Raw genomic sequence first — 431 nt, 5'->3', positions numbered from 1 at the left:
CTGATGGATATCCTGGCGCTGGACGGCGAGGCGGCACAGGTGAGCGCACGGCTGGAGGCGCTGCTGAAGCGAGAGTCGCCCGAGCTCGTCCTGTTTGATGTACTCGACGAGCGACGGCTGCGGTCGGCGGGGCAACTCATGCTGGCAGAGGCCGAGCGCAGCGGCCCACTGTACGTCATTGGCTCCTCGGGCGTCGCCTATGCGGTCGGCGCGGAGTTGGCCGAGCGGCAGGCAGACGATGAGATTGGAGCAGAGTTGACGGAGCGGCAGGCAGACGGCGAGGTTGGGGTGGAGCTAACGGAGCAGCGTGATGTGCCGGAGGTGCAGGATGGCTACGAGCGATCCGGGCAAGTGGGTCGATCAGACCTGCGCAGGGAGGCTAGCAGCTATCGGGCTGTTGCGTCTGTCGATCGGCTGCTCGCCGTCTCCGG

General features: G+C 66.8%; 1 pseudogene. It reads left to right on the top strand.

The window, feature by feature from the left end:
* Window positions 1-431: pseudogene (locus PA598K_RS38625) on the top strand (four-carbon acid sugar kinase family protein); the annotation flags it as partial.

It is taken from the genome of Paenibacillus sp. 598K (assembly GCF_003851045.1).
GTDB lineage: Bacteria > Bacillota > Bacilli > Paenibacillales > Paenibacillaceae > Paenibacillus_D.
Note: the sequence above shows the minus strand (reverse complement) of the source record. Positions and strands in the feature narration are given on the sequence as shown.